At 58.1% G+C, this 5,742-nt stretch carries 7 protein-coding genes; 2 read left to right on the top strand and 5 right to left on the bottom strand.

All coding sequences use genetic code 11. The features are described 5' to 3' along the window. Positions 1-11: 11 nt before the first annotated feature. Positions 12-839, top strand: a complete 828-nt coding sequence (locus tag AC1XOS_RS18975; RefSeq protein ID WP_481963787.1) for a polyprenyl synthetase family protein — start codon at positions 12-14, stop codon at positions 837-839. A 1-nt stretch (position 840) separates the two neighbouring features. Here the strand turns inward: AC1XOS_RS18975 and AC1XOS_RS18970 are convergent, their stop codons facing one another. After that, entirely contained in the window at positions 841-1,557 is a 717-nt protein-coding gene (locus AC1XOS_RS18970) for an SDR family oxidoreductase (protein WP_481963786.1), read from the bottom strand. 77 nt (positions 1,558-1,634) lie between these two features. Here AC1XOS_RS18970 and AC1XOS_RS18965 point away from each other — a divergent pair, with 77 nt between their 5' ends. After that, positions 1,635-2,624 (top strand): nucleotidyltransferase family protein, encoded by a 990-nt coding sequence (locus AC1XOS_RS18965; RefSeq protein WP_481963785.1) that lies wholly within the window; start codon positions 1,635-1,637, stop codon positions 2,622-2,624. 117 nt (positions 2,625-2,741) lie between these two features. On the opposite strand, the gene AC1XOS_RS18960 is transcribed toward AC1XOS_RS18965, so the two are convergent. From AC1XOS_RS18960 to AC1XOS_RS18945, 4 genes are all read right to left on the bottom strand, one after another. Then, positions 2,742-3,362, bottom strand: coding sequence for a hypothetical protein (locus AC1XOS_RS18960; RefSeq protein WP_481963784.1), 621 nt, complete (start codon positions 3,360-3,362; stop codon positions 2,742-2,744). Between the two features lie 35 nt (positions 3,363-3,397). After that, positions 3,398-4,429, bottom strand: coding sequence for a recombinase RecA (gene recA, locus AC1XOS_RS18955; RefSeq protein WP_481963783.1), 1,032 nt, complete (start codon positions 4,427-4,429; stop codon positions 3,398-3,400). Between the two features lie 103 nt (positions 4,430-4,532). After that, positions 4,533-5,096, bottom strand: a complete 564-nt coding sequence (gene thpR / locus AC1XOS_RS18950; protein ID WP_481963782.1) for an RNA 2',3'-cyclic phosphodiesterase — start codon at positions 5,094-5,096, stop codon at positions 4,533-4,535. Between the two features lie 156 nt (positions 5,097-5,252). Beyond that, positions 5,253-5,742, bottom strand: a 490-nt coding sequence (locus AC1XOS_RS18945) for a Uma2 family endonuclease (RefSeq protein WP_481963781.1), incomplete at its 5' end; no start/stop codon positions are given.

Raw genomic sequence — 5,742 nt, 5'->3', positions numbered from 1 at the left:
AGTGTCAGAAAATGAGCTTTGAAGCCTGGGGCGCGGTTCACACGCCCCATGTCAATGCTGCCCTAGACCAGCTCTGCCCTGCAGATGGCTCGCCGCTCCGTGAGGCGATGCGCTACTCACTTCTGGCAGGCGGCAAGCGCCTGCGTCCGCTACTCTGTATCGCCGCCGCCGAGGCCGTGGGTAGTGATAGAGGGCAAGTGTTACCCGCCGCCTGCGCCTTAGAGATGATCCACACCTTCTCACTCATCCACGACGACCTCCCCGCGATGGACGATGATGATCTTCGGCGCGGTCTGCCCACCTGTCATGTCAAGTACGGCGAGGCTCTCGCGATTCTTGCAGGCGATGCACTCCAAGCACTTGCCTTCGAGATTGCCCCCACGCACACGGTGCTTTTAGCCCGTGCCTGTAGCCAGATGTGTCTGGGCCAAGCGGAAGATCTGGAAGCCGAAGGCAAGGTCGTCACGTTGGAGCAGCTCCAGCGGATTCATGCCCACAAGACCGGAGCATTCCTGCGAGCCAGCGTTGTCGCCGGTGCGCTGGATGCTTCCGTAGCGCAACAAGCCGCGCTCGCCCACTACGGCGAAAAAATCGGCATGGCCTTTCAGATCGTGGACGATATTCTGGATGTCACCGGCGATGATGCTACGCTGGGCAAGCCCGCGGGCTCCGATCTCAAGCACGACAAGGCAACCTACCCCAAGCTGGTCGGGCTGGACGAGAGCAAGCGCCTCGCCCGTGCTGCCGAGCAAGAGGCGCTTGTTGCTTTAGAGATCTTTGGAGAGTCCGCCGAGCCCCTGCGTGAGATCGCCCGCTATATCGTCGAGCGCAACACGTAGCTTAGAGCTGGTGACTCTCGGGCTGGAGCGTGAGCTCGCCTAGCACGAGATGCGCGGGTTGGGTGAGGGCGTAGAGAATCGCCTCCGCCGCATCACTTGCCGAGAGCATCTTGTCGCGCTGGACTTTCATCTCGATGGCGGGATTGTCGTAGAACGGAGTGTCCACGCCGCCCAGGTAGAGCCCCGTCACTTTGATGTTGTGCCGGCGGGAAACTTCTGCACGAAGCGCCTGCAAAAAACCCGTCAGGCCGTACTTACTGGCGCAGTAGACACTGGCCTGAGCCATCGGAGCTTTCCCTAAAATCCCCACGACATGCAGAATATGCCCCGACTTTTTCGGCGTCATCACTTTCACCGCCGCTTGTGAGAGCAGCATCGCGCCGTAGAGGTTTGCGGCCAGCGTGAGCGTCATCTCCTCAGGCGTGATATTCTCCAGCGCCTTGATCAGCCCAACCCCTGCCGCATTCACCACAATATCGAGCCCCGTCTCTCCTGCCGCCTCGGTCACGAGCTTCTCTACCTGAGGTGCCCGGCCAAGGTCTGTCAGAATCGTTTTCGGGCGTGTGCCCGTTAGCTGCTCTAGCTGGCTGGCGAGTGCCTCTAGTTTCTCACCACTGCGTCCCGAGAGCGTCAGATGTGCCCCTGCCTGTGCCAGGGGTAGCGCGACTGCCTGCCCAATTCCACCCGTTGCGCCGGTAATGAGGACCGACTTTCCCATAAGTATTTCAGTTTTCACGCTATTCTTAACTCTAAGAGCTTTCCTTATGTTCCCGTTTAACCCATAATGCAAGCAGTATGAAAGCTATGGTTTTAGGCGCAGGGATCGGTTCGCGGCTGGATCCCCTCACGCGCTCCCTTCCCAAGCCCGCTGTTCCCGTTGTTGGTAAGCCCGTGATCGGGCATATTCTGGATCACCTGAAGCACTATGGTGTGACGGAGATCATGATCAATGTTCAGTATTTGGGCGAGAAGCTCATGGCGAGCATCGGCGATGGTTCCGCTTATGGGGTGAACGTCTCGTACTCCCTCGAGGACGAGCTCTGGGGTGATGCAGGCGGCGTCAAGCGCTGCGAGGCGTTCTTCCGAGACTCCGACGACGACACGTTTATGGTAGTCGGCGGCGACGATCTCTCCGACATGGACTTTGGGGCGATTATCGCGGAGCACAAGGCGAAAAACGCCACCGCGACCATTGGAGCCAAGCGCGTCGAGGATCCCTCGCAGTTTGGGATCGCCGTGACGGATGAGAACGGCTTTATCACGCGCTTTCAGGAGAAGCCTGCCCCAGGTACGGCATTCTCCAACCTCGCCAACACGGGCGTCTATATCTTTAAGAAGAGCGTCTTTGATGCGATTCCTGCCAGAACGTTCTACGGCTTTGGCAAAGACGTTTTGCCCGCGCTCTTAGCCGCTGGTGAGCCGATGCTTGCTGTTCCCACCAATGCCTATTGGGAAGATGTAGGCAACCTCACGATCTATCGAAAAGCCCAGCGCGATTGTTTAGACGGCACGGTCAAAGTGGTCTTTCCAGCAGGTCAGCGCATCGCCGAGAACTGCTTTGTCTGTGAAGGCGCAGCGGTTCATGGCACGATCTCCGAGTACACGGTGGTTGGCAAAAACGCGGTTATCGAGGCTGAGGCAGTCATCAAAAACTCCGTTCTCTGGGAGGGCGCGACTGTCAAAGCTGGGACGTATCTGGAAAACTGCGTCGTCGGCAATGGCGTCACGGTTTCTAGCTCTCATGGCATCTTCAACGCCCAGATCGTCGAGGCCAACCGGCCTTAGCCGCCCCATGAAATGAGGCGTCGGCAATGGCGCAAGCGCCGCGAAGCCCGTGCCGGGCTGGGGATATTTGTAGCCCGGCACGGGCTTTGCAGCCGAAGGCTACTGCAGACGCCGGTTTCAACCGGCGGGGACGGTGTATTCGGGCCAGTCGTCGGGGCGGTGGAAGTCGCACTCGGCATGGTTGGAGGTTGAGGCCACGTCGGGTTCTGTGTTTGTGTCGCGGTGGGCATCGTAGCGGCAGACGCTCACCCGGATCTTCTCGCCGGGGGCTGCCTCCACAGGAACGCCCAGTAGCCCCACCCAGCCCTCTTCGGTGCGCCAGGCGTGGGCAATGATCTCATTGGGATCGCACTTGAGCGTGTCGCCATCGAGCTGCCCACCACGCGCTAAGGCAATCGTGGCGCGATTCAGAAACTTCAGGTGCAGACGAACTCCGTTTGGGGTAACGTGCGCCTCCGTGTAGGCATCAGAGTCTGAGCGGCGTACAAAGACCTCGAAGACATCACCCATTTCCCAGGTGTTCTGGTTGTCTACCGTCGCCTCGTTGAAGACATCGGCATCGGTCAGTGTTCCCAGCGCCCAGATCCGTCCCTCACGCCACCCGAGCTGTGCTGTCGCAGGCAAGCCGATTAACTCAGAGTGCCAACCTTGGATCAGCGGCAGAGTCTCACACTCAACAAACGCAGCCTGTACGGCGGCTCGGTCTGAAAAATTAAAAGGGGCAAGCGTTTTCAGCATGCCCCTATCGTACCTGAACTTATACCAGAGAGTGATTACTCCTCGGCGGCAGCAGCTCCCGCTGTGGCTCCGAGGGAGAGAACATCATCAGCGACACCAGAGTTCTTAATCTCAGCTTCGATGGTGTCCATCGTCGTGGGATGCTCTTCTAGGAACTTCTTAGCATTCTCGCGGCCCTGTCCCAGACGCTCGCCCTTGTAGGAGTAGAACGCACCAGACTTGGTGACCACGTTGAGCTCGGTGCCAATATCAATGATCGAGCCTGCACGGGAAATCCCTTGGCCGAACATGATGTCAAACTCCGCTTGCTTAAACGGCGGCGCGACTTTGTTCTTGACGACTTTGACACGAGTGCGGATTCCCACCATATCATTGCCGATTTTCAGAGTCTCGACACGGCGGACATCAAGTCGCACCGATGAGTAGAACTTCAGGGCACGGCCACCGGGCTGCGTCTCGGGGTTGCCAAACATGACCCCAATCTTCTCACGAAGCTGGTTGATAAAGATAGCTGACGTGTTGGTTTTGCTGAGCGAGCCGGTGATCTTGCGAAGCGCCTGGCTCATCAAGCGGGCCTGGATACCAACATGGCTGTCGCCCATGTCGCCCTCAATCTCAGCTTTAGGCACAAGGGCAGCAACAGAGTCTAGAACCACAAGCGCGATGGCATTGGAGCGAATTAGCGCATCCACGATCTCTAGAGCCTCTTCCCCGGTGCCTGGCTGAGAGATCAGTAGTGTGTCTAGGTTAACCCCGAGCGCCTTGAAGTAGATGGGATCCACGGCATGCTCGACATCCACATAGGCACAGATCCCGCCCTGCTTCTGGGCTTCGGCAACGATGTGTGCCGCTACCGTGGTCTTGCCCGACGACTCCGCGCCGTAGATCTCGATGATACGTCCCTTGGGGATTCCCCCGACTCCCAGTGCCAGATCCAGAGCAAGTGCCCCGGTTGGAATGGACTCAATAGGCTCGATGGTCTTCTCCCCGAGCCGGCTAATTGCACCTTTACCAAACTGTTTCTCGATCTGCGCAAGCGCGATATCGAGCGCCTTATCCTTATCCATCACAAACTCCTTACCGTCGCCCCGCTATCCGCGGGGGCTTTCTACGGTTAAAACGGTCCAAAGACCGCGATTCTGATAAAATCCATTAGATTTTTTTTATTTATCAGAAATTTGGCTTGAAGCTCCAGGTGCCACGCGTGTCGTACGTCGCTCCTTCCGGCCCCAAAAAACTCTCAATGAGGGTCAAGCGTCGCGCCCACTGCACGCCGCAGTCCGTGAGTGCTTCGGCCTGCATGGCGGCCCGGAGCGACTCACTCTCTTCTTTCACACGTCCCAAGGTGATGTGTGGCACCAGCCCTCCGTGTTTGGGCGCCCCCAAAGGCTCCATCCACGGCTCGACAGCTTCCACCAGCAGCTTCCACTCCTCAGAGCCCTCGCTGATACCGGCCCAGAGGGTCTTGAGCGGCCCCTTTTTCGGGAAGTAACTCGCACCGGCAACCTGAATCCGGAAATCAGCGCGGGGAGGCACGAGAAAATCACAGGCCTCAATCACGCCGGGCAGGGACGACTCTGCGACCTCGCCCAGAAACTGAACCGTCAGGTGGAAGTTCTCCGGCTCGACCCAGCGGACTTTGGCATCCGGCGCACGCTCCTGCACGCGCTGTTGGAGTGCGCTGAGTGCATCCGCAAGGTGAGATTCCAGTTCTATGGCAAGAAATAAACGCATGGCAAACTAATGTTTTACACTATACCCTATCTTTTTACAAACTCACGGGAAAGTGGGCAAAGCGGAAAGAAAAATAAAAAGAATTTTCGGGCTATCTCCCCATGCTTTAGCCATCTCCCCTATCGCTCGTTCCTCGCGGGAAGAGGGACTGTGTCGTTAGGGCAGCAGATCGGCGACGAGGATGCTGGCGGTAGGGTTGAAGAGTGGGGCAATCGTGTCTGTCTCGGTGTAGGTTTGCAGGCTTCGATAGCTGCTGGGGCCGGGCTGGCGGCGCACCTCGACCGTGCGCTCGTTGATATTGACGATCCAGTAGTCCTCGATACCTGCGGTGGCATAGATCGTGGCTTTGATGGTCTGGTCGTACTCAAGCGTGGTGTCGGAGACTTCGATGACGAGCACCGCGGTGGTCGGGTGGGAGTTGGCATAGTCGCGAGGCTGGCCGATAACGATGCCGAGGTCAGGCTCAGGCACACTACTGCTAAAGCGAAGTGGTGACTGGCAGAGAACATGGTGGCTATCCCCGCACCAGCGCAAGGCAATAGGCAGGATCAAGCTCACGGTGAGACGATGGGCAGGCTTCTGCGGCATAATTTCGACAAGCTCTCCTTCCATTAGCTCGACGCGTTTTTCCTGAGGGAAGCCACCG

It is taken from the genome of Armatimonas sp., assembly GCF_964826245.1.
The sequence above is the reverse complement of the archived record's forward strand: the minus strand, read 5'-3'. Positions and strand labels throughout refer to the sequence as shown.